Raw genomic sequence first — 26,927 nt, 5'->3', positions numbered from 1 at the left:
CGCGATTGTGAGCATGCGCCATCCGCTAATTCAGTTTGCCCTTTTGGGCATCGGGCGATGGATGCGTGGCCTTTGCCGAATTGCGCGCCTCCATCCGGTCAGCCAGCATCCGAAGCTCATCCGCAAGAACGGTCCCTTTCGGAACCGGATAATCATGGGAAATGCGATCATTCATATAAACGCGGAAAACCATTTCTTCCGCAGTCTCAACGATCTGCACTCGTTCAATGCTGGGAAGGGCCATGCTGTCTGCGGCCGGACTTCCAATCGCCTCCTCTAACGAGGTCCTCAACGCACCGATAAGGTCTGCCGTCTCTACTGTGCTTAGAGCGATTTCGTGTTCACCGCGCTCATCGGTGAACCCAATAATCACCCTTCCATCCCGTGAATCCGTATAGGTTAGTTTCATAACCTTGGCTCTCGTTAGGGCCACTTAGCAGCAGCGCGATCCGCCTAAGCTCTCATCAGTCTTCAAGCGCTCGAAACCAATGGGATGACGGTGCGGCACTTTCCGGCGGAAGATGGAACTGGCGGTTCGGCCGCCAACTCAACAGACACGTGACCAAGCCCATGCTCATTCAACAGCTTGGTCAATTCGGAATGCACCGCCCGCCAAACCCGGTTTGGGTCTGCGTCGGCTGCGGGATGTAGGCGAACGCGCAATTGTGTTGGCGCAGTCTGCACTATCTGAAACAACTCCACACCGGGTACATGATCGATCTCAAGCGCGAGCGGTGGCACTGCGACTTTCTCTCCGCGTTCGGCTGGGAAGGTGAGGATGTCGGCAGTGCGGCCCCGCACGCGGATCGCCGGAAGCGGGTTGCCGCAAGGACAAGGATCAGGTCGTCGCAGGATGCGGTCGCCTAGATCGTAGCGGAGGATCGGCTGCACGCGATTGGCGAGGTTGCTCACGAGGACCGTATGCGACTCCTCGCCTTGCGGAACCGGCCGATAGCTCGCATCGACGGGTTCGAGAATCACCCAATCGCTGTTGATATGATACCAACCGTGTTCACAGCCGATGGCCATGAACAGGCATTCCGTCGCGACGTAAACGGTCCGGACCTTGGCGTGGAATGCCCTTGCGATCCGGTCGTATCCGTCCTGCGAAAGCCCTTCCGAAGTCGGAAGAACCAGCACCGGCTGAATATGCAGGCGACCGGCATCCTGCTCGGCGGCCAATAGTGCCATGACGCTGGCGTATCCGATGAGCAGAGCCGGGCGGTACCGATTGAGTTCGGCGACCAGATTGCGCAACGGCGCCTGCGCCGGAAGCGCCCGTAATCGTCGGGCCGACCGTTTTGTGCGGATTGCAGCAAAGCTGGTTGCGCCGATGTAATGGCCGCCCATCGCCAGCACCGACGCCGCGCGGCCGCCGCGGACGAGGAGACGAAACATGTCGCTGGCGTGAAGCCAGCCCATCATCATGCGCAGCGAAAAAGCGAGAGTGACCGTCCAATTGTGTGTGTCCAACAGAAATATTCCAGGTGTCCCGGTGCTGCCCGAAGTGGTTGCCACGGAATACTTGCCAAGGAGACGTTGCCCGATCAGCTCAGGGTTATCGACGAACCCTCGCACTGCCGCGAAACTAACTTCGCGATCGGTGACCCAGTCGTCAAAATGACGCATTAGCTCTTGCTTATTAGCCACCGGGAGCACGGACGAACTCTCAATCCGCTCCGGTAGACCCTGATAGAGTTCGCGATAATAGGGCGAGTTGGCGCGAGCGAGGGCGACGACCTCGCCAAGCCGAGCGCGTTGTCGCTGGGCGATGGCATTGAGACCTTGCCTTCTTGCGCAATGCGCATCGAGCAATACCGATGAGATGCTTTCGCTCATGACAGAACCCACAGCAGGCGAGCGCGTGGCGATGACATTCACGTCGCACCACCGCGCAAGATGCTCGCGAAGGCTTACAGGATCATCAGACGAAAACGGCCTATAACTAACCAACCGCGCCCAACTCGCGGCGCAAGCGCTTGCGCCGCGTGGGGCGCGGAGGTTGATGCTCGCTTTCTCTGGCCGCTAGGACGCTGGCACTGTCGGCGCTGGCCCCGTCGGGCACTGGCACTGTCGACTCAGGTCCTTCTGGCGCTCGTGGCGCGAGAGACCGTCTCGATCAACCCGCCCTTGATGTAGACCCGCGCAGGCAGCGGACCCAACTCACGACTAGGTGAAAGCCGAGATCCGGTTAGGGCTGATCCGCCCGACCGGACCACGGGCGTCGCGCCCTATCGCATCCGGATGGACGAGACGCCAGCGGCTGCTCGAATGACGCCAACGTGCATTCTTTGATGCGCGTGCGGAGCGGGTCGGGCCGAATGTCCGGTTTGCGCCAAAAGCTGCCCTTGGCAGGCTCGAGATCCAACTTCCGCTTTACCCCCGAAAACAGACTCAACTCGGAAATCGCGGCATGTCCGAAAAGTGCCAAATGCGGACTTTGGCTTAAGCCATCCGTAAAAACTAATAAGCTTGGGCCGCGGTCCTAGCTTTCAGCAATGGCCTGCGGGGCTCGCCTCCGGCCGCCCATCGCCAGTTGCCCCGGCGAATAGGGACTGTCGTGCTTACCGGAGTTGCGGCGGTGTGATCGGAGCGCCATGCTGGAGGGCGAGCGGGCATTTTTGCTTATTTCCCTGAATCTCGAACAATCAGGGGACGTGATCCTTCCTGCCCCCACTAATGCTGTAGGGTTTGTTGAGGAAGTACTCGCGATTGCCCAGCGCCTTCTCCGCGTACTGGTCGATGGCCACCGCGATGACCTGGACGTGCTGGTAGCAGTACGCCTCCCCGCCGCCATCAGCTGCACCTTCGCGAGAGCCTTAACCCAAGGCGCGTTGTCGGCTTGTTCGTCGATACTATGCCTGCGCGTCATCCGGGTCCTTTTTCATGCCGATTGGCTCCGTATTCGGGCTCATGATGACATTCCTCGTTAGTGCGCGCAGCCGCGCACTTTTGGCCGCGGCACGTTTAGCAACCAGTCCGTTTCGAACGAGTGGTGGCAAGAGGATAAGCACTGATTCGTAGCGGCAACTCGAAATATTCGAGTGCCTCTTGGTAGCATCAATGCGTCGCCGAAGACCAAGATAAATGGTCCGGAAGTCTAACCGCGTGATCCCCAAACAGTTCCTTCCCGAGGCGCCGGCAGCACTCAGGAACCAATCCGGCACATCCGGCATTCGTACATAAGTCTCTGTGCTGCTGCGTCCCCATCATGCCATGAGCGCTCCTGTAAAACAGGCTTTTCATATCGAGGAGATCTTCCCCTCAATTGACTGTGGCCGCTTTGCGGTCAAACGGATCGTGGGCGAGGCCGTCGAGGTCTGGGCAGATATCTATCGCCACGGCCACGATGTCGTTGCCGCCGACTTGATATGGCGCCGCGAGCCCGAATCCGATTGGCAGCGGACCGCCATGATTCACCATGGCAATGACCGCTGGGTGGGATCCTTGGTGCCTGAGAAGACCGGCCTCTACAGCTACGCGATTGAGGCGTGGACTGACGAATTCGCGACGTGGCGACATGGCTTTGAGCAAAAACGGAAAGCCAATGTGGCGACCGAGCTTGACGCCATGGAGGGAGCTTCCCTGCTTACCCGCGCCGTGAGCGGCGGTCAGGAAGCTACAGTGAAGATTGCACGTACATGCGAAGCCTTCTTACAGTCGGGCAAGTGCGAGGTCCTGCTCTCCGATGACCTCAGAAAGGCGATGGCTGAAGGGCAAGAGCGTACGGATCTCACCCGATCGAAGCCGCTTACACTCATGGTGGATAGGCCCCAGGCTCGCTACAGCTCCTGGTACGAGATGGTGCCGCGCAGCCAGAGTCCTCACCCGGGACAGCACGGCACGTGGAACGACTGCATTGATCGTCTTCCTGACATCCAGGCCATGGGCTTCGATGTCGTGTATTTGACGCCCATCCACCCGATTGGACGCACGAACCGCAAGGGACGCAACAATGCTCTCAGGGCGGTCGACGGTGATCCGGGCAGCTTTTACGCGATTGGCTCACATGAGGGTGGACATGATGCCATCCACCCGCAGCTTGGAAGCCTGGATGAATTTCGTCGGTTTGTTGCGGCATGCGCTGCCGCCGGCATGGAGGTCGCGCTCGACTTCGCTATTCAATGTTCACCGGATCACCCCTGGCTCAAGCAGCATCCGGAGTGGTTCAAACGCCGTCCAGACGGCTCGATGAAATACGCGGAGAACCCCCCAAAGAAATACGAAGACATCGTGAATGTTGATTTCGAATCAGACGATGCTGAGGGGTTATACCGAGCGTTGCGCGATGTCATCCTGTTCTGGGTCTCGCAAGGCGTCAAAATCTTTCGTGTCGACAACCCACACACGAAGCCGTTTCGCTTTTGGGAATGGCTGATCAAGGAAGTACAAGCGCGCGATCCTGACGTGCTGTTCCTTTCGGAGGCATTCACCAGGCCCAAAGTCATGAAGGGGCTTGCCAAGCTCGGCTTCACGCAGTCTTACACGTACTTCACGTGGCGCACGGAAAGATGGGAGATCGAGCAATATGTGAACGAGCTCGCGGGTTACCCCGAGCGCGAATTTTATCGTCCTAATTTCTTTGTTAGCACGCCCGACATCCTGCCGTTCCATCTTCAGCGCGGCGAGCCATGGACGTTCAAGACGCGGCTTGCGCTGGCCGCAACGTTATCAAGCAACTACGGCATCTATAACGGTTTTGAACTCCTCGAGCATGAGCCGATACCCGGCCGCGAGGAGTATCTCAATTCCGAAAAATACGAATTGAAATCCCGCGATTGGGACAAGCCCGGAAACATCAAGCCTTATATCGCCCAGATCAATCGTATCCGACGCGAAAACCCGGCACTGCAACAGACCTCCGCGATCCGGTTTCTGCCCGTGGAGGACAACTCGGTCATAGCCTACGTCAAACATTCCGCCGATCAGACAAACGTAGTCGTGACCGTCATCGCGTTAACGGGTGGTTTCCGGGAATTCTGGCTCCCGCTCGGTGATGTGCAAGTGCGGCCAGGCCATGGCGACTTGAAGCCCGTGACCGCGCTCGAAAACCTCAAATCCGGTCCGACCTCGCCCGTCGCCTATGGCGGGATGCGGCTTTGGATCGATCCCATACACGATCCCGTGCTTATTTTCCGATGCTTGGGTTAACGAACATGGGAACCGCCGGTGAAAAACTAGCGTTCTTGGACATACCGGAAGGTTCCTCATGGGTTGCGAACAGAGAGGTGACCGCAGCTCTCGAAAGACATTTTCTTCCGGCCTATCTCGCCAAAGCCCGGTGGTTCCCTGGTAACTCTGAAACGCGAATTAAGCCAAAGATCATTGCACGCCTTCCTTTCACCACGGACTCAACCACTTTCGCCATCATCGAAACCAACCATCACGCGCGCTATCTCCTGCCCTTACGGGTCGACTGGTCCGTTGATGCGGCTCCCGAACTGGATAAATCCATCGTGGCCCGTTTGCACCAGGGTAAGCGTGAAGGATTGCTGTGCGACGTCGCTGCTGACCCGGCTTTCATCCGACGAATCCTTGAGCACCTTCGACGGGAGGCCTCCATCGCCGGCTCGGGTTGGCGGCTAGACTTCAAGCCCACGAGCAAACTCGGGAGCCAACCACCGAATACTCCATCCCGGATCCGCGCAATTCAAGGCGAACAATCTAACAGTACGGCGCTGGTTGATCAGGACTATGTCGTGAAGCTGTACCGCCAAATCGAGCCTGGCGAAAACTCCGAAATCGAGATGGGACACTTTCTGACCGAGGCCGCGAACTTTGCGTATACGCCCGCGCTGCTTGGCCACCTCGAGGCTGCTCATGCTTCGGCGAGTTATGCCCTTGGTATCGTCCACGCATTTGTGCCGAACCGCGGTGATGCCTGGACCTGGTCGGCTGAGCGCCTCAGCATTTACCTTGACTCTATGGGGAAAGGCTCTGAAGAACGCGACAAAGCGATCACCGCACGGCGGGATTATCTCCAGTGGGTGCGGCGTCTGGGATGCCGTGTCGCGGAGATGCATCGCTCATTGGCGAGCCGCGATGACATAGGGGCGTTCAAGCCTGAGGCGATCGACGAAGGCGATCTCGATTTCTGGATCGGCGACGTTATGGAGCGCGCTGCTCGTATATTCAAGAGGTTGGAGGAATCGCCGCTGGATGTGAACGACCGCCCCCTCATGGAGCGCTTGTTGCGGGTCAAACCCCGACTGTATGATTACGCAGCTAACCTTATCCGTCCTTCGCTTGGCCGCTGCAAGATACGCCATCACGGCGATTTGCATTTGGGCCAGGTGCTTGTAGCCAATGAGGACGCAGTCATCATAGACTTCGAGGGCGAGCCCAGCCGACCCTTGGCCGACCGGAGGCGCAAGGCTCCTGCTGCGCGCGACGTCGCAGGTGTTTTGCGCTCACTGGACTACGCCGCCATGGCCTCGAGGCAGCAGAGGCAGAAGTCAGAAAAGCTCAACACCCTGACGTCGCGAGCCTTATTCGCATGGCGCCAACAGTCCACCGATGGCTTTCTGAGCGCTTATCAGGAAGCGATAGGCGCCTCGGTTCTGTGGCCTGACCGCGCCGAGGATACGAAAGCGATGTTGAATTTCTTTCTGCTCGAAAAAGCGCTCTATGAGGTCGAATACGAGCTTTCCTACCGGCCGGCTTGGATTTCCGTGCCATTGCAAGGCGTCCTGCGCGTTCTCGAAGAAGGAGGCGTGGCCTAGACCGGAAGTGGAAATTCGGCAATATCCATGATGGCACCAAGACCCTGGCGGAGCCGTCGCGTCATGGTCTCTTCCGTCGCGAGGCCGAGCGCCAGCATTGATCGACCAGCGGCCTTTAAGCGATGGCCAAAAGGATAAACCGTCACCGTCACATCCGGTACATGCGTATCAATGAGCCCGGCCCAGGCGCGGCCCTGCGGCACTTCGGGCAAGACGAATTCGACGAAATCATGATGCGCGTTATAAATAAGCAGCAGCGTCGCATCCGAGCCTTGCCGTTTGACGCCAGTGTCCTGGGCCCTTCCGTCAAGCAGCATACCGAAACATCGCGTGGCCGGATTGTCCCAATCCGCCGTTGTCATCTCCAGGCCGTTCGGAGCGAGCCAGCTTACGTCCTTCACGTCTAGTTCTTCATTGACGTTGCCGATGACGAACCTTGAGCGATGCAGGATGGGAAAGGCCTGCCGTGTCGCGATTAGCTTGCGGACGAATTCCCGCAACGCGCGACCTTCGGCCGAGATACCGATCCAGTTGAGCCATGTCGTGTCATTGTCCTGAGCATAGGCGTTGTTGTTGCCGCCCTGGGTATGGCCAAACTCGTCACCCGCGAGAATCATAGGCGTCCCGTGCGACAGCAGCGTCGTCGCTAGGAGATTGCGCTTTTGCTGCTCGCGAAGCTCGATGATCTCTGGATCATCAGTCGGCCCTTCAGCGCCGTGATTCCACGAATGATTGTCCGAGTGTCCGTCGCGGTTGTCTTCGCCATTGGCCTCGTTGTGTTTATCATTGTAGGAAACGACGTCGTACAGTGTGAAGCCGTCATGCGCCGTAACGAAATTGACGGACGACCATGGCCTGCGGCCACGCTTGTTGAAGAGGTCGCCCGATGCGGTGATGCGCCGCGCAAATTCGGGTGTCATGCCTTCATCCCCTTTCCAAAAGCGCCGCACGTCATCCCTGAATTTATCATTCCATTCCGCCCATCCCGGGGGAAATCGGCCGACCTGATAGCCGCCCGGGCCTACATCCCAAGGCTCGGCGATCAGCTTGACAGACGAAAGGATCGGATCCTGCCGACAGGCATCCAGAAAGCCGCCGCCTTCATCGAAACCGTAGGGCTCCCTCGCAAGAATGGTCGCAAGGTCGAAGCGGAAACCATCCACGCGCATTTCGGTCGCCCAGTAGCGAAGGCTGTCCGCGACCATCTGGAGCACGCGCGGGTGCGACAAGTTTACGGTATTGCCGGTACCGGTATCATTGATGTAGTAGCGCTTCTGGTCCGGAAGCAGGCGATAATAGCTCGCATTATCGATGCCCTTGAAGGAAAGCGTTGGCCCGAGTTCGTTCCCTTCGGCAGTATGATTATAGACGACGTCGAGAATCACCTCGATACCATGGGCGTGGAACTGGTTGACGGCTTCCTTGAACTCATTCGCAAAAAGCGTCTTGAGATAGCGCGGCTCGGGCGCGAAAAATGCAAGCGAGTTATAGCCCCAATAGTTACGCAGGCCCTTCTCCGTAAGATAACTATCGTCCACAAATGCATGGATGGGTAGAAATTCAGCGCTCGTGATCCCAAGCGCGCGAAGATAAGGAGGGATATGCGGATGGCAAAGTCCGGCGAAGGTACCGCGGTCGCCTTCTGGTACAAGCGGATGGCTTCGGGTAAAACCTTTGACGTGCATCTCGTAAAAGATGGTGCGGTCCCAGGACACCTCGGGCTTTGCCGCACGGCCCCAGGTGAAGGCGGCGTCTATCACGCGGCATTTTTGCATAAGATGCGCGCTGTCGCGTGAATCGAAGGACTTGTCCTTGTCCGAGTGACCGAGCTCATAGCCGAATAATTCTGGTCCCCAACGCAGCGCGCCCACAAGCTGCTTAGCATAAGGATCAATCACGAGCTTGTTGGGATTGAAACGGTGTCCCGCATCTGGCTCGTAAGGGCCGTGGACCCGGTAGGCGTAGACTGTACCCGGACGTGCGGTCGGTATATAACCGTGCCAGACTTCATCGGTGTATTCGGGCAGCTCGATGCGTTCGATCTCTTTCTTTCCGCTGTCATCGAAGAGGCAGAGCTCGACCTTGGTGGCATGAGCCGAAAACAGTGCGAAGTTAACGCCAAGGCCATCCCAGGTGGCTCCAAGCGGAAAGGGCTTACCTTCCAGCACCGGAGCACGCCGAAGGCTTGCCGCCGCCCGGGCTAGTCTCTTATCCTTGACCTTGTTCATGAACAATCCCGGACGCATCCCCTGCAACGCGCAAGGGCGGCTGTACGCTGTCCAGTAAAAGCGCTATCCATGCTTTGGTTCCCGTCACCCACCAGGCGTAAAAAGCAGCCGCCCTTGTTCGGAGTGGCCCTTGAACTCCCGCAGCTTTAGCGATCCAAAGTCTTTGTATGCCGCTCGATCCAGGCCCGTGTCTGAAGCGAAGGGACTCTACCGGCCATCCGCTACGTTCAATACTGACATTACGGACGGCGTGCCGGTGAGTTAGCGCGGAGCCATCTTTTGCAACTCGCCGCTCAATCGGTCGAGCATAAGGCTTGCGCACGATTGAACACTGCGAAGCAACTTAACTTCGCCATGCCTCCTCCGCCTGGTGTGGATGGAGCCTGGCTTTGTCTTCCTCGTATTCCCTGATGAGGTCAGCGAGAGCTTCGCGCGTTAGCTTGTCATCGGTTGAGTTTTCTAATCTCCGACACGCTTCGATCTTATAGTCCAGCTCGCGGCACAAATCGCACATGCGCACCTCCTGTATCATATCGGGAGCACACACTATCTCCACCCGCGTCTTTGGCTGACCATTGCTGGTGATGGTGCTACAATGCGATTAGACCGGCTTTGTTTCAAGGGAACGTCACCTGGGCGACTGTCCCCCCTACCCCGCCGCCGGAGCCGGCGGTAACGCCGACCGCTCGCGTTGAACAAGCTCTTGAATAAACGCCATCTTGCCGATCACCGGGCGCGTCAACACGAATGCGTACATGTCCGAGGTGCCGATGGTGCGGCACAGACTGTCCATCGCGAGTACGAATAGAAACCACGCCCGCGTCACGGCATCGAAATCCTCGATCGCATGGTGTCGAACTCGACCATCGCGCGCAGACCGCCAATGCAGTCGGCGGCCAGTCGTCCTTCCTGACGCTCGTCAGTCGTTGACCAGGGTGCCAATCAACTGGAGTAGAGCCTGGTGTTCGGGACCGTTGGCGCCAGCTCGAAGGAATTTTCCGATTTCGATCAGGGACGCACGTCCCCCGGAGCTGGCATTGGGCTTGTGCTCCACCATCGCGACACCCGATTGCGGATCACGGACCAGCCGCCAGACGTCACCGTTGGCGCTTTCGTAGAGAATTCTTGTCATGCCTTTTCAACCAGGTGATCTCCGAGGGGTTCCTGGAGGGGCGGCTGGAAGAACCAAAATCCCCGACGGACGTTGGATCCGCATGTCGGACGCTTTTCACTATTTCCGAGCCCATGCTGTCCGAGCCCTTTGCCGGGCTCGGGCGATGCCCGTCGGACGGATGAGGCACCTCCAGATCGTGGTAGGAAGGATCTATCACCTCCTGACGAAGGAGGCCGCATACGGCCCGAACCTACATCACATGGATGACTTTCGGGCGGCACAAAAGCTCGAGAAATCGCTCGACTGATGGGCGTGGCAAATTCGTCAATCGAAGTGGCGCCCGCGGAGAATTGTGTGCGCCGCAGGAAGAAGGCGGGGTGTCCGGCGGGAGACGAAAAGTTCTGGCAACCGTCGTGCAAGATACGGCATTCGTTCCGAACGGCAGTTGTGCGAGGAGGTGCACCTGAACCTCGCTTATCGCTGGTTCTGCCAGCTCGGCCGGAAACTCGCAAAGCTGATCCCGATCCCTGCGCTCCAGCCCGCTTAGGCACAATCAAGCACCCGTGCGCCGGTCGCATTGTCCGATCCCAAATTGCCAGTTCGCGGACTTCTTCAACACAATCCGCCAGAAGCTACCCTCCCCGCGGGATCGCGTGACTTACTACCGCGCAGTTCAGTATCGTCGACCTACAAACGTGCCGAGCAAGAAAGCTATCACCAACGAGTGTAGGGGAGCCGCAAGCGTCATCCGGCGCAAGTGATCGGCCAGGGGTTCGGTAAGCGATCGCGACCTTGGCGCAAGCGGTGCGGAATTGCCCGTCATGTCGTCAGTCATGTCACGTATGGCCTCGGAAGCGTGCTCGATCCGCTCCTGGTCGCTCGTCAGCCCGGAAGCTTCGGTCATCGCAGAGGCGTCGGTCATGTCCATGGGAGTTCTCCCTTAGCTTCTCTTCAAGCAACTGGCGTGTGAAACCTTAGTTCCTGGGGCCTTGGCCCTGACTCCACGTCGCACCTAGGGATCCCGCTCGCGTCAGTCTCCTTTTGGGTCAGACTCGGAAGTCTCTAACAGCGCAAACGTAGTCCGTTTTTCCTCCAGCAACCGACGTAGACCCGGACTTAGCTAGTTCGTCAGGTTCATGTTGGCTTCCGGGGATGGAATAGCTCTTCGACGGACTGTTTCGGGTCCTTGATCCGAGAGCGGTCCCTGCGATCGTTCTTTTGTGCTTCGAGCTTCTGCAGGAAGCGGAAACGCGGCGATCGGGTCGCGTGCCCCGATCGGCCGTGCTTGGTCATGCCGAAGCCCTTTTGGCCGCTGTGCGCCATTTGATCACCAACGAAAGCTGTGCGGCTCATTTCTTGCCATTCACGCGCTTCGCCGAAACCACGATCGGAGAGAAAGAATAGCCCTGATCATCAAAAGGCGCGAGGGGACGGTCGGTTTGCGGGAGCGAAATGCTGCAGTGCGGCGCGCTCGGCATGTCTCGAAAGTGGCCACGAGCAGAAATATTTTTATTATTTCGCCATCCGCCAACCGAACAGCACCACAGTCGCCCCGAGCGCCGCTGCAATTACCGACGTCACTATCCGGCCGCCGAGCGCGAGAAGCACCGCGATGTGATAGCCAATCAACGCGCCAGCCGTACCCACCAATGCGCTTGTGACGATGCCGCGGGTTGATCCGGAGAATGACGAGCAAGCCATGACGGCCCCGCAAGCCGGTCGAATAGAAAGCCAGCGGCAAGGCCGATTACGAGAACTACAATAAACGTTACGACGGGGTCTGGGGCGCGCATGTTAGGCCGCCTTGAGTGTGGTTAGATGAGTTTACGCAAACGTTGTGACGCTTCAGTTCAAGCGTCACAGGAACGGTGCGCCTTTACGGGAGAGAAGTCGACCAATATGTCGTGAAATCAGCGACCCAAAAATTTAGGCCGACCACTTCCGGTCTACCCCGATAAGCAGACACTCTCCGTGCCGATTGGCACTTCGCAAAAGTGCCAAGAACCGACGTTGGAGGCCGTTGGATGCATGAGGTGCTGAATGATACCATTCAAGTAGTATCCATCGGATCGGAGGAACAGCATGACCCAGGCTCAGTCCGCGGCGTCACAAGGATATGTACTTGGCCCCGCCGAAGGCGAACATCTCGTTCATTTTCGCGACGTCGGCAATATCTTCATCAAGGTCGGCCCTACCACGGGCTCGGACAGTCTTGCCTTGGGGACTCAGCAGGTGACTGTCGGTGCGGGTATTCCGATCCACCGACACTTGCTGATGGACGAAGCCTTCTACGTTCTGGAAGGCAGCGGAATTTTCACATTGAACGATACACGACACCCTTTCGAGAAGGGCGGAACGATATTCATTCCCAGGAATGCTTGGCATGGGTTCGCCAATCCCGATCACGAATTGCTCCTGCTCTGGATCATGGCGCCTGCTGGCTTGGATGGCTTTTTCCGCGACACCTGCAATCCGCCCGGGGTCCCGCCAAAGCAGCTGACGCGGGAGCAGGTCAACGAGATCGCCAGCAAATATGCAACGGAATACAGATAATCGGCCCTCGCAATATCCCAAGTGACCGGCTGCGCCATTCCGACGAATACATAGTGCTTTAGCCGTTCCTAAATTCCCGCGCGGCTGATGTCGCAAAGGGGTCACTCTCGGACCTCGGCGTGCGCAGTTGCGAAATCGGCTTTGGCGCGATGAACTGACATAGTCAGGCCGCTTCGGAAGGTCCGGAAAGTGCCACTTCCGGACTCATACACTGCAGCAAACGGCTCCTCATTCGACACCCGTCGCTGCGGATAAGCGGTTCACGCCGGATATAGTTCAATTCCTCATTCAAAGAAGCGCCGTTTGGCGAGTGGACCACGTATTAGCCAGCGCGCACGCTTAAGTCGAACCGCCCCAAGTTAGCTAACGATTTGTTCGGCAATGGCCTCTTTCAGGCCGGATTCGGCTTGAATGGCGAGCCCGCGCGCCACCTCTTGGGAATCCTCAAATACGTCGAGCGAATAGACTTTGCCCCATCGCATAGTAATAACATGAAAACCGCGGTTGAAGTATGAGGGGTCGCCATTCAACAGTGTAGCCGTCGCATCCCACTGCACGAACACCGTGGTGTGCCACGGCCCGCCCTTCACCCAGATATCGTTGACCTTGATGTGAAGGTTCGGCAAGACGCGGCCGACGCGCCCTAGCCAACGGCACATCGCCTCTTTGTCGTGACGCTCGCCACCAATGGAATGGGCGCCGGCAAAACGGTGATGAACATTTGGTGCAACCGCCTTGAGCAGCTCATCATAGTTGTGGTTGTTGACGTTCTCAAAGCTTTGCCGAACTAATCTTTTTACTACGTAGCTGTATAGCATACGCGTTCTCCGTCCAACGTGAACATGCTGCCAGGTTCGCCACTAGGCCGGGCCACACCGCATCACGGATGCCTGTTATAACGATCTGGGATGGTCCTCCAGATCGGCGTGATGGGTACACTTCCCGTGATGGTGAGTTTAGTCCCCTTAGCCGAACAAACGACTAAACTTTCGTTCCTTGAGTGAGGAACAGCGCCAACAGGGCGCTGTTTTCCTCTGTACCGGCGGATCAGTCGACGCCGGCGAACCTCAAGATCGTTGTGCCGGACGCCTGACGAGGCCAATGCCGAGAACGAACACGCCGACTGCCAGCACCACTGCGCCAACATAGGCCAGATAGATGAGCCCGTTCGGGACCTTAGCGTCAGGCGACAGGACGGATAGGAAAAGGCAGCCGGCACCAGGGTTGCGGCGATGGGGATCGAACCTCGCACAATCCACTTCATCGCATTTGAGAGGTTGGCCTCATCCACGTAGCGCAGAGCCACGAGCGCCAAGATGAGCCAAACGCCCGCATGTGCATGGCCCGCGCGCCACAAATCCTGGCGCAACGGGTTGTCCAAGTACTTCGGGTCGCCGATCAGAAGAGAAAGGATGCGTACGCCACCATACATGACGGTCGGCAGGACGATCAGCAGAATGCCGGCCAAGCGGCGGGACTCGTTGCTCATGGTCATCTCCAATCCTTCAAGAGTTCGCGACACGACGAGACCTCGTGAGAGATATGCGTGACGACCGTTAGCGGCAATGTCGGCGGTGTGCGCAGGCGCCTGTCAATCTTCGTCCGCAACCAATGTAATTGCGCGCCTCCATTGCCGTGGATGACCGCTATGAGTCAATTTTCGGAAGTTGGCCCTCGTGACAGGAATGTCCGTGCGACCCTCAGGAGCAGACATCATCGGGCCATCACAGCAGGTCCGAAAAGTGCCAAGAGCTGCCGTCCTCGCCAAGTCGCATTTTGACCCAAAGCCGACGTCAGTGAAAGCATCGCGTAGGGAATGCCGGTGCAAGTGGCGTACCCGTTGCGACCGAAGCTCATATGCTCATTCCATTCTGCGTGCGACGCAATGGACAGGGCAAAGCAGCTGACATTCCCTGAGCCCTCTTTCGCCGTGAGCGCGCGGACGCGCGCCGTACATTGTTGGCCAGATTCGAAATGGGAGGATGCCCCCGTCCTCGGCGCCGCGGCGCCAGGTTTGGTTCAGTCGGCATCGCTGGCGGCAAGCGAATTGTGGTTGCGGACCATTGTGCCGAATCCTAGTCTCGCGCTGTTGGTAGCCAACCAACTACCTCTAGTAGCCAATCAAAGCATCAACGGCCAAGGAGGAAACAATACTATACAGCAATCCAGACCGTCGAACCATTCTGAAAGCCATGACGTTACTGGCGGCGGCATCATCGATAGCAAAAATCACCGTTGGGCGTGCAGAGGCCGCCGCCTCCGATCCAGCCCTGAGCCCCGCGCTTGGGGATGTCGATCAGGCGCTGCGGCAGGCCGTCAACGCGCGGACTGTGCCCGGCCTCGTCGCCATTGCGGCAAACGACAAGGGCATCGTCTACGTGGGCTCGTTTGGGCCCTCGATCACTGCGGACAGCGTGTTCTGGATCGCGTCGATGACCAAGGCGATCACGGGCGCGGCCTGCATGCAACTGGTCGAGCAGGGCAAGCTGGAGCTCGATCAGCCGATGGGCAAGCTGCTTCCACAACTTGAGCAACCCAAGGTGCTCGAAGGATTCGACGCCAACGGCGCACCGAAGCTTCGCCCCGCCAAGCGAGCGATCACGCTGCGCCACCTCCTCACTCACACTGCAGGCTTCACCTACAGTATCTGGAGTGAGCCGATGGCGCAGTTTGAGAAGGTCACGGGAACTCCTTTCATCGGCCAATGCAAGAATGCCGCCTTCAACGCGCCGCTGATGTTCGATCCCGGCGATCGCTGGGAATACGGCATCAATATAGACTGGGTAGGCAAGGCGGTTGAGGCCGTGAGCGGCCAGTCATTGGAGGTCTATTTCAAGGAGAAGATCTTTGCGCCGCTCGGCATGACGGATACCGGCTTTTTGATCAGCTCCTCGCAGAAGGCCCGTGTTGCGCCGATGTTCAGCCGCCAAGGCGACGGCTCGCTCAAGCCGATGGCCTTCGAAATGCCGCAGCGGCCCGAATTCTTCATGGGCGGCGGTGCTCTCTTCAGCACGCCGCGGAACTACATGGCGTTTCTGCAGATGCTGTTGCACGAAGGCACGTTCAACGGCGCGCAGGTGCTGAAGCCCGAGACCGTGGCGCTCATGCGGCAGAACCATATCGGGGATCTCAACGTGACCACGTTGAAGACAGTGCGCCCGGAGAGCTCGAACGATGCGAACCTGTTCCCCGGCATGACCCAGAAATGGGGACTGTCGTTCGACATCAACACCGAACCCGGCCCCGCCGGACGCAGCGCGGTAGCCTTGCCTGGGCCGGGCTGTTCAACACCTACTTCTGGGTTGATCCGAACAAGCGTGTGACCGGCACGATCATGACGCAGCTCCTGCCGTTCGCCGACGATCAGGTCCTGAAGCTGTTCGCCAAGTTCGAGAGCGGTCTCTATGCCGCTATCGCCTGACGCATGATCCGGAAAAGTGGACACCGGACTTCCGAAAAGATGCGCAAACAACTAGCCAAACCGCGATGGCGATCGGCTTTAGCGCATATTCGGAAAATCCTGCCCCGCACTTGGATAGCGGGGTGGGCACCGGTTTTCCCTCGCGACACGGCTGAATGTGGGGGCAATGTCTCCTAGTGACCCTGGCTGTGTGAAAACGCCGTGCCGCTGTTATGATTCTCCCGTGATTCTAGGGGGATCGATGAGGCGCTTCGTTGAGGAGGCCGATCGTGGGCAATGGACGCTACTGCCCGGGTGCCTCGATGATTTCATTGACGAGGGCAACCCCGTCCGCGTCATCGACGTGTTTGTCGATGCGCTCGATTTGGCGGAGATGAGCTTTGAAGGAGTGGAGCCGGCGGCGACTGGTCGGCCCTCGTACCATCCCTCGGTTCTGCTTAAGCTTTACATTTACGGCTACCTAAACCGGGTGCAGTCGAGCCGCCGGCTCGAACGAGAAGCCGGACGCAATGTCGAGGTGATGTGGCTGCTGGGCCGGCTCGCTCCCGATCACAAGACGATCGCGGACTTCCGGAAGGATAACGGCTTGGCGCTGCGCAAGGTCTGTGCGCGCTTCGTCGAACTTTGCCGCGAAATGGGGCTTCTTGCGACGGCGAGCGTCGCCATCGATGGCAGCAAGTTCAAGGCCGTGAACAACCGGGACAGGAACTTCACAAAGGCGAAGGTGCAACGGCGGCGTGCCCAGCTGGAGGAGAGCGTCGCGCGCTATCTGAGCCAACTTGATACCGCCGATCGACAGGAGCCGAGCGAGGCGCTGGCCGCAAAGGTAACAAGGCTCACCGAGAAGCTGACGAAGCTGAAGGAGGAAATGGGCAAGCTTGCGGTTTACGAGAAGCAGATGCTGGATTCGCCAGACCAGCAAATCTCCCTGACCGATCCGGACAGCCGCTCGATGGCGACGAGCGGCCGCGGTTCCGGCGTCGTCGGCTACAACGTGCAGGTCGCCGTGGATACCAAGCACCACCTGATTGTGACGCATGAGGTAACGAACAACGGTTCAGATCGGGCACAACTTGCCAATATGGGCAAGCAGGCGAAGGCTGTTCTACAGACCGAGACGCTCGAGGCCGTTGCCGATCGCGGCTACTTCAGCAGCGCGGAGATCCTCGCCTGCCACGAGGCCGGCATCACAGTAACTCTGCCCAAGCCGCAGACTTCTGGCGCCAAATCGGATGGACGCTTCGGCAAGCAGGACTTTGTCCATTTGCCGGAGGAGGACGCCTATCGCTGTCCGGCTGGAGAGCAACTGCCATATCGTTTTACGAGCGAGGAAGATGGCAAGCGGATAAGGCGTTACTGGACCAGCGCCTGCCAAAATTGTTCGCTCAAGTCTCAGTGCACGACAGGGCCAGAACGGCGGATTCCACGATGGGAGCATGAGGCCCTGCTCGATGCCGTGCAGCAGCGCCTTGATGCGAACCCGCTCGCCATGCGCCAGCGTCGCGAGACGGTCGAGCATCCGTTCGGCACGATGAAGGCCCGCATGGGGGCGACACACTTCCTCACCAAAACGCTTCCAAAAGTAGCCGCCGAGATGGCTCTCTCGGTCCTGGCCTATAATCTGACACGGGTCATGAACATCGTCGGAGCCAAGCCGCTGATGGCTGCGATCGCAGCCTGAGACTGAACCGATCCTGGCCTCTCATCGACTTCCTGGAAGGGCGTTTTTACACGGCCAAGGCCCAGCGCGGACATCAGCCTGCGATTCCGTATTCAAGCACGGTCCGCCGGACTTGATGTTCAGCACAGGCTGTGAATGCGGTGGATCGCCGCACGTATTCTCGAAATTCTGGTAGCTCCGATAAGGAGTGACACCATTTGTCGCCATTATCTAACGACCTGAGATCATCGTCCGCTTCGAACTCGAACGTGAGACTCAGTTGCCAAATGTCGTCGTCCTCAGCGTCCTCGTACACGATGATTTGCCGCGTCAGGCTGAAGGTAAACTGCTCACCCGTTCCCCAATCGAAGGTCCCCCCATTGGAAAAGAAGCATATCTGCGTCTTCATGTTGCTCAAATACACGTCCGCTTGGCCTATGGTCCCGGTAGAAATCGAAAAACGCCTCACAGCCGTCGACCAGGTTAAGGTCACGCTCATGTAGGTCTTTGCCGCGCAAGATTGCTTCGAATTCCTGGCGCGCATTTTGTGGGTTAAACATCGGAGCACTCCATTGCGGACGTCCCCCTCTGGTCCTCGGCGGTCGCGGAGGGGGCTTGGGGCGACCTCGACTTCTGACCCGTTGCAGACCTCCCCTGATCAGACATACTCTGTGCAGGAAGCTAACGGGAAAATAAACCGTGGGCGCCTCTCTCTACGAACCAATAAACGTATTTAAGCCGATGGGGCCGGACATCGGAATAGTCGATGGGCCATTCGAACACTTGACCGTAGGTGGCGTCACGTTACCGCTGCCTTTCACTACACGGATGACGGTGGTGCGCCTTTCGAGTGGTGACCTGTTCCTGCACTCACCGATCAAATTTGATGAGGGGCTAGCAAGCGAGCTGCAGCGGATGGGGACAATCCGACATCTGGTGTCACCCAACCAGTTTCACTACGCTCATATCGGGGAATGGTCGAAAGTGTTTCCTGATGCGATCCCATGGCTTCACCGCGTGTACGCCAAAGAGCGCGCGCCCGGCACATCGATGTCACGTTTGCACGAGACTTAGACTTTAATCCGCCAGAAGAATGGGGGCCGGTACTTCAAAGAGTTCATTTTCTTTCACAAGAAGTCGGAGACGCTGGTTCTCACGGACACGATTATCAGTATCGAGTTGGATAAACTGCCCGAACCTTGGCGAACGCCGACAAAGCTCAGCGGGATGTACCATCCCCAGGGCCAAATATTCTTTGGCATGCGGCGGCCGCTGTTACTTCAGCAGCGAAAAATCCACTCTTGGCGACCGGAGCGCATTGTGATTAGCCATGGCCGGTGCTTTGTATCTCATGGCGAGGAAGTCATCAGGAGGATATTTGGAGGGCCGCTGGCTTGAATTAAGACTCATTCGGCCGAGCCGAGAGCCAATTTCCGCTGTTGGCCCTTTTTTGGACCTCAGCGTTCAGGCTAACGATGTCCGTTCATTAAGGGCACCGCGGACTTCGTTTTAGGGCGCGTCTAGGTCTGTTGCTGGACCCAAAGCTGTCATTAGATCGACAGCGAAAGCTGATCCTTGCTGATGATCTCGCTCACCCAGGCGCGGCCGCATAGGTCAATGGTGTTGTCCGAGGCCACGAGTTCCGAAACTTGCCCGGCGGGCCCTCCACACACCATCGTGCGGCCATGCTTTGGTCAAATCTGCATTGCGTGTTTGACGGGTTCGTTGACGTAATGGAAATGCGACTGCTCTCTTTCGGGTAACATTGGACGGTCCCCACCGCATTTTTTAGGTCCCACCGCAAAGGCTCGTGATGGAAAGGACAAGGTTTGGTCTAGCCAAGATTTTCGAATTTGGCAGCGCTCGGAGTGCCGCAACTTACTTGGTCGAGATTTTAATAGTCGCCGCGATTTACATTGGCTTTGCCGAGTCGGCACGTTTACTGCCTGCGATTGGTCCGGCCGCGACACCGTTGTGGCCACCAACCGGGTTCGCGCTCGCGCTGGTCCTGCTGCGCGGCTATCGCATTTGGCCCGCGATTTTAGTGGGGTCCGTTTCTCACCTCCTGGCCAGCCAATCAGTCTTGGAGTTTGGCTCCGTCGGGCTCGGTACGCTCCTCGCTGCGGTTGCCGGAACATGGCTGATCAATCGCTGGTCTAACGGTCGCCAGACGCTTGGCACCCCCCTTACTGTCGCAAAGTTTGCAATCATTTCCTTTGCACCGACCACGATAATTAGTTCAACCATCGTCGTTGCAGGATTCATTCTCGCCAATAAGCTAATTCTTTCCGATTCTTTCGTCACGTGGTTAACCTGGTGGCTTGCAGACGCGGCTGGAACCTTGGTGATTGCTCCGGTCATCGTGCTTTGGGCGACAATGCCTTTGCGTAGGTCTTCCAAATGGCATCTGTTGGAATCGGTCGCGGTCTCCATTCTCGTGAGCATCATCGGAATCGTGGCTTACAGCCCGCTCATCGGCAGCGACCTCATAAGCGATGACCTCAACGTGCTGCTGCCGTATCGGAGCCTTCTTGGCTTTCTGGTTTTGCTACCGTTGATGTGGGCTGGTTTGCGCGGCAAGCGATGCAATGTCGCTACATCCGCGCTCCTTTTCTTCGGAATGGCCGTGTGGGGTTTCTCGGTGGGCAACGATCCATTTCCGAAAACGGATTTGAACGGAGCCCTGTTATCGTTGCTCGTGCTTTCGATCAGCGTATCAGTGGCGCCCCTTGCTTTAGCTGCAGCAATTGCGACACGCCAAAGCATCGAAGCCAATTTGCTTTCGGTGCAGGAGCAATTGAACAGTCGGATTGATCGGAAAAATGTGGCGCTCGACAGCATTAGGCGTCACTTCCAGACGCTGATCGAAGGTGTTGTCGACTATGCAATTTTTGCGCTCGATAAAGAAGGGCATGTTACAAGTTGGAATAGCTCCGCACAAAAAATCATGGGGTATGGTCCGGAAGAAATTATCGGCAAGCATTTTGGAATATTTTACCGACCGGATGAGCGCCGTGCTGGCTCTCCAAACCGTGCATTAGAGTTGGCAATCCAAACAGGCAAGCACGACGTTGAGGGTTGGCGTATCAGAAAAAATGGCACGCCGTTCTTCATCACCGGCTCGGTCTTTTCGAGTTGTGATAACGCAGGAAATCTGATCGGCTTTATCAGTATACTCCGGGACGCAACCGAGCGACGCGACGCGGAGGAGAAACTGGTCCAGGCGCGCGAACAGCTCGCGATGTCGCAGAAAATGGAGGCGATCGGTAAACTGACTGGCGGGATTGCGCACGACTTCAATAATCTACTGATGATCATTGGAGGTAGCGCTCAGATCTTTGCACGCCTACTTGATCCGAAATTGCCAAAAGCGATCGAAGCCATACAGACCGCGGCCAAACGTGGAGAAAGTCTCACGCGCCAATTGCTGACATTCTCTCGTCATCAGCATCTTAGCCCGACCGTCGTTGATTTGAATGCTTCTATAAAAAACATGCGGACCATGATTGAAAGTTCGCTGCGCGGGAATATCGTGTACAACGAACATATTGGTGAGGACGTTTGGCCGGTTAAGGTTGACCTCGCCGAACTAGAACTAGCGATTGTCAATATCTCCGTTAATGCCCGCGACGCAATGTCGAACGGCGGTACGTTCACGCTATCCGTCAACGAGGTGACAGCAGACCATGAAATCGGCGATAGTCGCCCTGGGGGAGTCTTCTTTGCGATAGCGTTTAGCGATACGGGCACTGGTATTCCGCCAAATCTTCTGTCCCGAATGTTCGATCCATTCTTCACAACCAAGGAGGTCGGCAAAGGAACCGGGCTCGGTTTGTCGCAGGTCTATGGTTTTGCACACCAGGCCGGCGGAACGGTGACGGCCGACAGCAAGGTGGGACAAGGAACAACGATTACACTCTATTTGCCCTATTGTGCGGACGAGCAAATCACCAGCAAAGACAACTCCGCTGCAAAAGCACTATATTCACAGCGGCAGACGGTTCTCGTTGTCGACGACAGCGCGGAGGTTGCGGAAGTGACGTCCTCGCTGTTCGAGCACCTGGGTTATGAGACTATCTATCGAGATTCGGCCGAAGCGGCGCTAAAACTGCTCGAAGCCGGAACCAAGATCGATCTCGTCTTCAGCGATATCGTCATGCCCGGGACCATCGACGGCGTCGGTCTCGCGAGAGAAATCCGGTCGCGGTATCCCAATTTGCCGGTGGCCCTTACGACGGGCTACAGCGATGCGGCAAAAGCAGCTGGCCCAAATTTAAGGATACTACGCAAGCCGTTCGATACCGAGGCACTAAGAGATTTTATCCAGGACGTTACGCCTCAGAGATTAATCCGGCCGGCCTCTGGCGTCAGGCACGGCTGAGGCTTTGCGCGGAAGTTGACCAGCGGCGCCATCGATGCAATCCGGGCCGCCGATCACTTCACTGCGTCGGTCTTTGTCGGGCGCGGTCAGTACCGCGTCGAAAAGGCCGCGACCGTTTTTGATGCGGTGCGCGCCGCGCGCACCCTCGAAACCGAGCCGGGCGCGTATACCCGGCGTGCGCTCATTCACGCCATCGCTCAGTACGGCCACCCCACGCTGCTGACCGCCGCCCTGATCGAAAAACTCCGCATCCTCGCCAATCAATCGAAAGCAAAGAACCGGGGCGCGTGCTCATAAATCGGGACGTTGGATTAGCACGTTCGACGTCGCTTGTTTGCCGTGCATCGGGAATTGGAACCAGCGTTTCCGAACGTCTAACGGTGTTACCCATGCGGATTTTGTCCGGCAGCTATTTGCGTCTAACCCCACGACGCCGCGAGCAGGAAAACCCTTCTCGCGCAGAGGTTTTTGGAATTCGTTTTTGAGGGTGAAAGCGTCTCTAAGTGAGTTGGGTCTCGATGCGCGTAGAGAAAGAAAGCAGAGCTAGGCATTTGTTAAGACCGCTTTTTCACGACGCTCCAGATGGAGCGAGCCGCGGATGCCTCACCGCGGGTTCGGCGCAGTGACGCCTCCCGGCGGCATTGGTAACCGCCTTCTGGCAGCGCTACCGCAAGTTGACGTGGATCTGCTCGCGCCCGAGCTGGACGTGGTCGCGCTCCATCAGGACGCAGTGATCTCGCGAGAGGGCGACCAGGTCGACTATGTCTTGTTCCCCCATAGCGGTGCCATCTCGCTGATGATCGACATGGCAGACGGTCACACGGTAGCTACGGCGGTAGTCGGGCGCGAGGGAGCATTAGGTACGCTTTCCGTGTTTGGACCGTCAACTTCGGCCCTTACCGCCATCGTCCGTGCGGCGGGCACTGCCTCGCGAATCCCGGCGCCGCGATTTCACGCCGCATTTAACCGGAGCCCTGCGATCCGGCACATGATCCAGTGTCACGTCAAGGCGATGCAGGTACAGCTTCAGCGGAGTGGAGCCTGCAATGCGCTGCATCAGGTGCAAGCCCGGATGGCGCGCTGGCTGCTCCACATTCGCGACTGCATTGACGACGACGTCCTCCCGCTCACCCAAGAGGCGCTGTCGCAAATGCTCGGTGTGCGACGAACGACAGTGACGCTCCTGATGCGCAATCTGCGAGCGCGCGGAGCGATCAGGTCTGAGCAACGAGGCAGGATCGAGATCGACCGGTCGCGGCTCGCCGCGGCAGCGTGCGAATGCCACGGCAACATGCGTCTCGAAGTTGAGGAGATCTTCTCGAAGAATACGGCCCGATCTCGTCGGGCGATTCTGGCTGATGATGAGCGCATCTCGGGCGTTGAATTTGGCGATGCCAAGTGAGCGTCGTGCGGTCGCGGCAGCGGGGCGCCTGCAAGCTGTCGTTGGTCAAAATGGAGCGTGGCGGTCGCCGCTGCCGCGCCGCTGTGCCGATTGGTGATCGGCCATCGCCTGCTTGCCACGCGCAATTCCGCGATACATGCCGGCGCCGCGCCGCTCGATCTCCGCATATGGGATTTCTTTGCAAGCGAGCCGCGCGCGCCTCGGAATTGAGAAAATAGATATATCGCATCTGGTAGCCGTCGAGCGGCATACCCTGGCCCGCCCATGAACCGCCGGTTTTGGCGAAATGCGCCGCGCGGTTCTTTCCGGTTACTTGCGTCATCTTGTGCGTAACTGAACCATCGGGCAATCGCAATAAGCTTTTATTCAACTTGATCCCGGTGAGCACAAAGCCGGCCGCGCGATAGATCGTCCCGTCGCCGCACTGGCATCCATCGGCGAACGAGATCACCCATTCGATGTGCGGATAATGCTTTTTGATCATCCGCAGAGCGATCGAGAGCTGCGCGGCTTTCGGAATTGCGCGGAGGCCGTTATTGACCGTCTTATGGCTGTAGTGCAGCCGAATGATCAGCGCGTCTGCATCCTTCTTCGCGATCGGCGCGGCTCGGATTTCCTTAGCCTGTCCCATGGCTGTGTGATTTACTCATTTGTCTTCGCGCGAAACCGGCAGAGTCCAAATGTCTAGACCGCTGCTTGTGATACCAAGAGGGACACTTCCGATCTCCCTTTTTATTGCACGAGAACTTTCAGACAGGAGCGATAAATGGTTGAGAACGTGGAAAAATGCGGCTCCGTTACCATTAGGTACCCCAGCGAGTGCGCTTACACCTGCTGGTGCGGTTCCTACGGGTGTCGTTGGCAGGTGAAATGTGACGGCACGGTATTTAATGGGGAGGGTTTTACCCCGCCGAGTCCCCCAAAGCACCCGCATGTGACGCTCGCCGGTGATCTAGCGGCGTGTGCGGAAGCCCTGCAGAAAGCGTGGGGACGCCGCGTCATAGTCCCGAAGGAGTTGCGCGGGCGGACAATTCGGAAACGCACCATCAGAGGCACGCCCGAGGACATTGCGCATGCTCTTGGCCTTGAGCTTGGGTCGAGACTCAAGGGTTCCCGCTCAACACGAAAGCGGCAAGAGGTGAAAATCGTGGTTTAGCTTTGCACTGTTTTGTTGCAAGGCTGCGCCTCGCCCGCGAACAATCAATCTCGATTTATGCTCCCTAAATATTCGGCGCAGATCGCGGCGAGCGCATTGCCTTGCGGTGATCGATTGGGATTGTCCGGAGCGCGCGGCTTAGTCGCCCTAGCGATCGCGCGCTCGACGATATCCCACTGCTCGCCTTAGAGAATGAATGTCATGTCCCGAAAAGGCGACCGATCGCCATCCGGCAATTCCGGCATCTGCTCTAACTCGCCAACGCCGACGGATAGCTTTGATAGCTCGTCCTCGCTGATTTCCACGGCCGGTTTGCGCGCTAAAGCATCCATGATTCGCCGCCTGAGGGCCGTTTATGGCCTGGGACTAGGGAGTGGGACTCATTACCGCAGCGACTGTATAACGTTACGCTCAACCGCCCACTTCAGTGCGTCGGCTGCAGCAGCGAGTTATGCCTTATCGTGGTCGCGGCGAGAACTGCCATTCCGTGCTGTACTCCAGCCCGTACTTTTCCTGAAGAGCCTTGTATCTTGCTAGGTATTCGGGATGAGATGGCGGTGTCTCCTTCTGAAGCGCTGCTCGCTCTTCGAAGAATGATTCGAGGCCGCCAGGCGAGATGATTGTCAGATGACGCGACGGCGTGGTACCTACGTTCTTGTAGGTGTGCGGAACATTCCGCGGCGCGAATAGGAAGTCACCCGGCCCGGCCTTGATAACCTGAGTCCCCACGCGAAACTCGTACTGACCTTCAAGAATATAAAAACCTTCGTCTTCGCGGCTGTGCCGATGCGGCTCGGGCCCAGTGGAGGGCTGCACGACTGATTCGAGTACAGAATACGCGCCCCCAGTCTCCTGAGTCTTTACCTTCGGCTGTAAGGATTTCCGCGACCGTGGTGGTGAAAACGAGTGAGCCGCCTCACGGGCGTCCGCCTGCGCTGGGCGATACTTATTTATGGCCCCTCACTGTCAACGGGCTTGGCAGGGTTTAACCGCGCTGGCCCAGCGCGCCAATCAGTAGTGCGTTTTTCGGTTTCGCAACAGACCGACTCGGCATGCAACAATCGCCCCGTTGACACCTCACTTCCGCTTTTGATGCTGTGGACGGCTCCTCCATCGGCACGCAAGTGCCACGGATTCGGGAGCTGCTAGGGCTCCCACAATCTGAAGGAGCTATCCATGCAGATGATCACGACAATTGGACTGGACATCGCCAAGTCGGTTTTTCAGGTTCACGGCATTGACGCCGCTGGACAGGTGGTGATCCGCCGTCAGTTGAAGCGCCGTTTCGTGCTGTCCTTCTTTGAGAAGTTGCCGTCATGCCTGGTTGGGATTGAGGCTTGCACGTCATCCCATTATTGGTCCCGCGAGCTGCAGGCGTTGGGGCATACGGTGCGGTTGATGCCTCCGGCCTACGTGAAGCCCTACGTCAAGCGGCAGAAGAACGACAGCACCGACGCGGAGGCAATTTGCGAGGCGGTTACGAGGCCCAACATGCGGTTCGTGCCGACCAAGACGGTCGAGCAACAGAGCTGTCTAATGCTTCATCGGGCGCGCCATCTCTTCATCCGCCAGCAGACGGCTGTCATCAACTCAATCCGCGCCTATCTGGCCGAGTTTGGGATTGTCGCCCCAGTCGGGCGCAGGGGTGTCGAGCAACTCCTGGAAGTCGTCGCCGATACAGCCGATGATCGACTGCCCGAGGTCGCCCGCGCGTGTCTTGCTGCTCTCGGCAGTCAATTGCGTGCACTGAAGGCCCAGATCCTGGAGTTCGATCGACGCATCATCGCCTGGCATCGATCAAGCGCGACGAGCAAACGGCTGGACGCGATCCCCGGTGTCGGGCCGGCGCTGGCGACAGCTCTGGTCGCCAGCATTGCGGATCCCAAGGCTTTCCGATCGGGACGAGACTTCTCGGCCTGGGTTGGACTTGTGCCGAAGCAGAACTCGAGCGGTGGCAAGGACAAGCTTGGCAGCATCAGCAAGCAAGGCGACCGCTATTTGCGCAGCCTGTTCACGGCTGGCGCGCTCGCCGTAATCCGCTATGCCAAGATCCATGGCACCGGGCATCGGCCCTGGCTTACAGGAGTGCTGGCGCGGCGACCAACCAAGGTTGCCGCCATCGCGCTCGCCAACAAGCTCGCCAGGATGGCTTGGGCGATGATGGCCAGGAACGAGCGCTACCGGGAACCGGCAGCGCTGGCGGCCTAAACGGGATCGTGACGGACATTTCCGGCGCGTTGTAACGGTTGGGAGGGCGAACAGCACGTAATGCAGTGCCGGTCGATCCGGC

21 protein-coding genes and 3 pseudogenes are annotated in these 26,927 nt (G+C 58.0%); 12 read left to right on the top strand and 12 right to left on the bottom strand.

Going from position 1 to position 26,927, the window contains the following annotated elements:
* Window positions 1-25: 25 nt before the first annotated feature.
* Window positions 26-409: a hypothetical protein gene (locus V1290_RS29175; protein WP_334367008.1), complete on the bottom strand. Its 384-nt coding sequence runs from the start codon at window positions 407-409 to the stop codon at window positions 26-28.
* A 62-nt stretch (window positions 410-471) separates the two neighbouring features.
* On the bottom strand, window positions 472-1,881 hold the full coding sequence (locus V1290_RS29170; RefSeq protein ID WP_334367573.1) for a phenylacetate--CoA ligase family protein: 1,410 nt from the start codon (window positions 1,879-1,881) through the stop codon (window positions 472-474).
* Window positions 1,882-2,597: 716 nt separating this feature from the next.
* Between V1290_RS29170 and V1290_RS29165 the strand changes: the two genes are divergently transcribed.
* From V1290_RS29165 to V1290_RS29155, 3 genes are all read left to right on the top strand, one after another.
* On the top strand, window positions 2,598-2,933 hold the full coding sequence (locus V1290_RS29165; RefSeq protein ID WP_334367572.1) for a hypothetical protein: 336 nt from the start codon (window positions 2,598-2,600) through the stop codon (window positions 2,931-2,933).
* A 283-nt stretch (window positions 2,934-3,216) separates the two neighbouring features.
* Complete coding sequence (locus tag V1290_RS29160; RefSeq protein WP_334369208.1) at window positions 3,217-5,151, top strand: alpha-1,4-glucan--maltose-1-phosphate maltosyltransferase; 1,935 nt, start codon at window positions 3,217-3,219, stop codon at window positions 5,149-5,151.
* Window positions 5,139-6,722, top strand: coding sequence for a putative maltokinase (locus V1290_RS29155; protein ID WP_334367571.1), 1,584 nt, complete (start codon window positions 5,139-5,141; stop codon window positions 6,720-6,722). Before V1290_RS29160 ends, V1290_RS29155 begins: the two co-directional genes overlap by 13 nt.
* Here V1290_RS29155 and glgX read toward each other — a convergent pair.
* The 3 genes from glgX to V1290_RS29145 form a co-directional block, all read right to left on the bottom strand.
* Window positions 6,719-8,950: a glycogen debranching protein GlgX gene (gene glgX, locus V1290_RS29150; RefSeq protein ID WP_334367570.1), complete on the bottom strand. Its 2,232-nt coding sequence runs from the start codon at window positions 8,948-8,950 to the stop codon at window positions 6,719-6,721. The genes V1290_RS29155 and glgX overlap by 4 nt on opposite strands.
* Before the next feature lie 649 nt (window positions 8,951-9,599).
* Window positions 9,600-9,794, bottom strand: coding sequence for a putative zinc-binding metallopeptidase (locus tag V1290_RS36635; RefSeq protein WP_442895080.1), 195 nt, complete (start codon window positions 9,792-9,794; stop codon window positions 9,600-9,602).
* 75 nt (window positions 9,795-9,869) lie between these two features.
* Window positions 9,870-10,082: a hypothetical protein gene (locus tag V1290_RS29145; protein ID WP_334367569.1), complete on the bottom strand. Its 213-nt coding sequence runs from the start codon at window positions 10,080-10,082 to the stop codon at window positions 9,870-9,872.
* A 403-nt stretch (window positions 10,083-10,485) separates the two neighbouring features.
* Here V1290_RS29145 and V1290_RS29140 point away from each other — a divergent pair.
* Window positions 10,486-10,563: pseudogene (locus V1290_RS29140) on the top strand (transposase); the annotation flags it as partial.
* 174 nt (window positions 10,564-10,737) lie between these two features.
* On the opposite strand, the gene V1290_RS29135 reads toward V1290_RS29140, so the two are convergent.
* Together V1290_RS29135 and V1290_RS29130 are read right to left on the bottom strand one after the other, a co-directional pair.
* Window positions 10,738-10,992 carry a hypothetical protein gene (locus V1290_RS29135; protein ID WP_334367568.1) on the bottom strand — a complete coding sequence of 85 codons (255 nt, stop codon included), beginning with the start codon at window positions 10,990-10,992 and terminating at the stop codon, window positions 10,738-10,740.
* Window positions 10,993-11,576: 584 nt separating this feature from the next.
* The gene (locus V1290_RS29130; RefSeq protein WP_334367567.1) at window positions 11,577-11,765 is read right to left on the bottom strand and encodes a hypothetical protein; all 189 of its coding nucleotides are present in this window, start codon (window positions 11,763-11,765) and stop codon (window positions 11,577-11,579) included.
* Between the two features lie 381 nt (window positions 11,766-12,146).
* On the opposite strand from V1290_RS29130, the gene V1290_RS29125 reads away from it, so the two are divergent.
* The gene (locus V1290_RS29125) at window positions 12,147-12,617 is read left to right on the top strand and encodes a cupin domain-containing protein (RefSeq protein ID WP_334367566.1); all 471 of its coding nucleotides are present in this window, start codon (window positions 12,147-12,149) and stop codon (window positions 12,615-12,617) included.
* A 359-nt stretch (window positions 12,618-12,976) separates the two neighbouring features.
* Here the strand turns inward: V1290_RS29125 and V1290_RS29120 are convergent, their stop codons facing one another.
* Window positions 12,977-13,435 (bottom strand): nuclear transport factor 2 family protein, encoded by a 459-nt coding sequence (locus V1290_RS29120; protein WP_334367565.1) that lies wholly within the window; start codon window positions 13,433-13,435, stop codon window positions 12,977-12,979.
* 62 nt (window positions 13,436-13,497) lie between these two features.
* On the bottom strand, window positions 13,498-14,106 hold the full coding sequence (locus V1290_RS29115; protein WP_334367564.1) for a hypothetical protein: 609 nt from the start codon (window positions 14,104-14,106) through the stop codon (window positions 13,498-13,500).
* Window positions 14,107-14,809: 703 nt separating this feature from the next.
* Here V1290_RS29115 and V1290_RS29110 point away from each other — a divergent pair.
* Window positions 14,810-16,038: pseudogene (locus V1290_RS29110) on the top strand (serine hydrolase domain-containing protein).
* A 241-nt stretch (window positions 16,039-16,279) separates the two neighbouring features.
* A complete protein-coding gene (locus tag V1290_RS29105) occupies window positions 16,280-17,719 on the top strand; it encodes an IS1182 family transposase (protein WP_334367563.1) in 1,440 nt (479 codons plus the stop codon).
* A gap of 73 nt (window positions 17,720-17,792) precedes the next feature.
* Here the strand turns inward: V1290_RS29105 and V1290_RS29100 are convergent, their stop codons facing one another.
* On the bottom strand, window positions 17,793-18,116 hold the full coding sequence (locus tag V1290_RS29100) for a hypothetical protein (RefSeq protein WP_334367562.1): 324 nt from the start codon (window positions 18,114-18,116) through the stop codon (window positions 17,793-17,795).
* Window positions 18,117-18,397: 281 nt separating this feature from the next.
* Here V1290_RS29100 and V1290_RS29095 point away from each other — a divergent pair, with 281 nt between their 5' ends.
* The 4 genes from V1290_RS29095 to V1290_RS29080 all read left to right on the top strand — a co-directional run bounded on the left by V1290_RS29095 (window position 18,398) and on the right by V1290_RS29080 (window position 23,481).
* A complete protein-coding gene (locus tag V1290_RS29095; RefSeq protein ID WP_334367561.1) occupies window positions 18,398-18,772 on the top strand; it encodes a hypothetical protein in 375 nt (124 codons plus the stop codon).
* 739 nt (window positions 18,773-19,511) lie between these two features.
* Complete coding sequence (locus V1290_RS29090; RefSeq protein ID WP_334369207.1) at window positions 19,512-22,079, top strand: MASE1 domain-containing protein; 2,568 nt, start codon at window positions 19,512-19,514, stop codon at window positions 22,077-22,079.
* A gap of 15 nt (window positions 22,080-22,094) precedes the next feature.
* Window positions 22,095-22,376 (top strand): hypothetical protein, encoded by a 282-nt coding sequence (locus V1290_RS29085; protein ID WP_334367560.1) that lies wholly within the window; start codon window positions 22,095-22,097, stop codon window positions 22,374-22,376.
* A 325-nt stretch (window positions 22,377-22,701) separates the two neighbouring features.
* Window positions 22,702-23,481 (top strand): Crp/Fnr family transcriptional regulator, encoded by a 780-nt coding sequence (locus tag V1290_RS29080; RefSeq protein WP_334369206.1) that lies wholly within the window; start codon window positions 22,702-22,704, stop codon window positions 23,479-23,481.
* A gap of 190 nt (window positions 23,482-23,671) precedes the next feature.
* Here the strand turns inward: V1290_RS29080 and V1290_RS36630 are convergent.
* Both V1290_RS36630 and V1290_RS29075 read right to left on the bottom strand, forming a co-directional pair.
* Window positions 23,672-24,112: pseudogene (locus V1290_RS36630) on the bottom strand (Mom family adenine methylcarbamoylation protein); the annotation flags it as partial.
* A 981-nt stretch (window positions 24,113-25,093) separates the two neighbouring features.
* Window positions 25,094-25,453, bottom strand: coding sequence for a cupin domain-containing protein (locus V1290_RS29075; RefSeq protein ID WP_334367559.1), 360 nt, complete (start codon window positions 25,451-25,453; stop codon window positions 25,094-25,096).
* 360 nt (window positions 25,454-25,813) lie between these two features.
* On the opposite strand from V1290_RS29075, the gene V1290_RS29070 reads away from it, so the two are divergent.
* Window positions 25,814-26,845, top strand: a complete 1,032-nt coding sequence (locus V1290_RS29070; RefSeq protein WP_334367551.1) for an IS110 family transposase — start codon at window positions 25,814-25,816, stop codon at window positions 26,843-26,845.
* Window positions 26,846-26,927 lie beyond the last annotated feature (82 nt).

Origin of the sequence: Bradyrhizobium sp. AZCC 1578, assembly GCF_036924675.1 — a bacterium.
Classification (GTDB): domain Bacteria; phylum Pseudomonadota; class Alphaproteobacteria; order Rhizobiales; family Xanthobacteraceae; genus Bradyrhizobium.
Note: the sequence above shows the minus strand (reverse complement) of the source record. Positions and strands in the feature narration are given on the sequence as shown.